Genomic DNA, 555 nt, shown 5'->3' with positions numbered 1-555 from the left:
TATCTCGTGAAGCTTCCAGCCAAGTACTGGAGCGATGGCCTCAAGCGGCATCTTAGCCTCTTTAGCTGCTTGAGTGAGTACGCATCCTGGGAAAAAAGCGAATTCATTTTGCATAATTACTCCGTACTAGCAGCTTTGCGAGCCGCATTTATCATTTTTACTAGATCGTCATGACCTTCTATGTCTTCTTCGCCAAATACATGAAGCGGATTCATCTTACCAGCAAGCATTAAGTTTGCAGCGATGTCTAGTTTGCCCATATTTTTGATAACGCCTTCTGAACGAAGTGCAAGTCTAACCTCATTTAGTCTGCCTGAGCCATCAACTAGATCAGTTAAGAACGCCTCAGCGTGATCTGGTCCCATGCCCTCATTAAAGCCCTTTTGTATAGCCATGATGCGAAGATCAGTTATGTCAGCGCATGCGCTTATGCCTTTTGGACAGCGATCAGCACACTCTTGGCATTTTACACACATCCAAAGACCATTATCGATAGCTGGTTTTAGGTGCGGCATAGGATCTTTGCTACGTGAGTCAAAGGCAGCTCTATAAGCA

At 45.0% G+C, this 555-nt stretch carries 2 pseudogenes; both read right to left on the bottom strand.

The window, feature by feature from the left end:
* Positions 1 to 114 (bottom strand): annotated as a pseudogene (locus CYP05_RS07655) (heterodisulfide reductase subunit B); the annotation flags it as partial.
* Between the two features lie 2 nt (positions 115 to 116).
* Positions 117 to 555, bottom strand: a pseudogene (locus tag CYP05_RS07650) ((2Fe-2S)-binding protein); the annotation flags it as partial.

The organism is Campylobacter concisus, from assembly GCF_002913545.1.
Lineage (GTDB): Bacteria > Campylobacterota > Campylobacteria > Campylobacterales > Campylobacteraceae > Campylobacter_A > Campylobacter_A concisus_AV.
The sequence above is the reverse complement of the archived record's forward strand: the minus strand, read 5'-3'. Positions and strand labels throughout refer to the sequence as shown.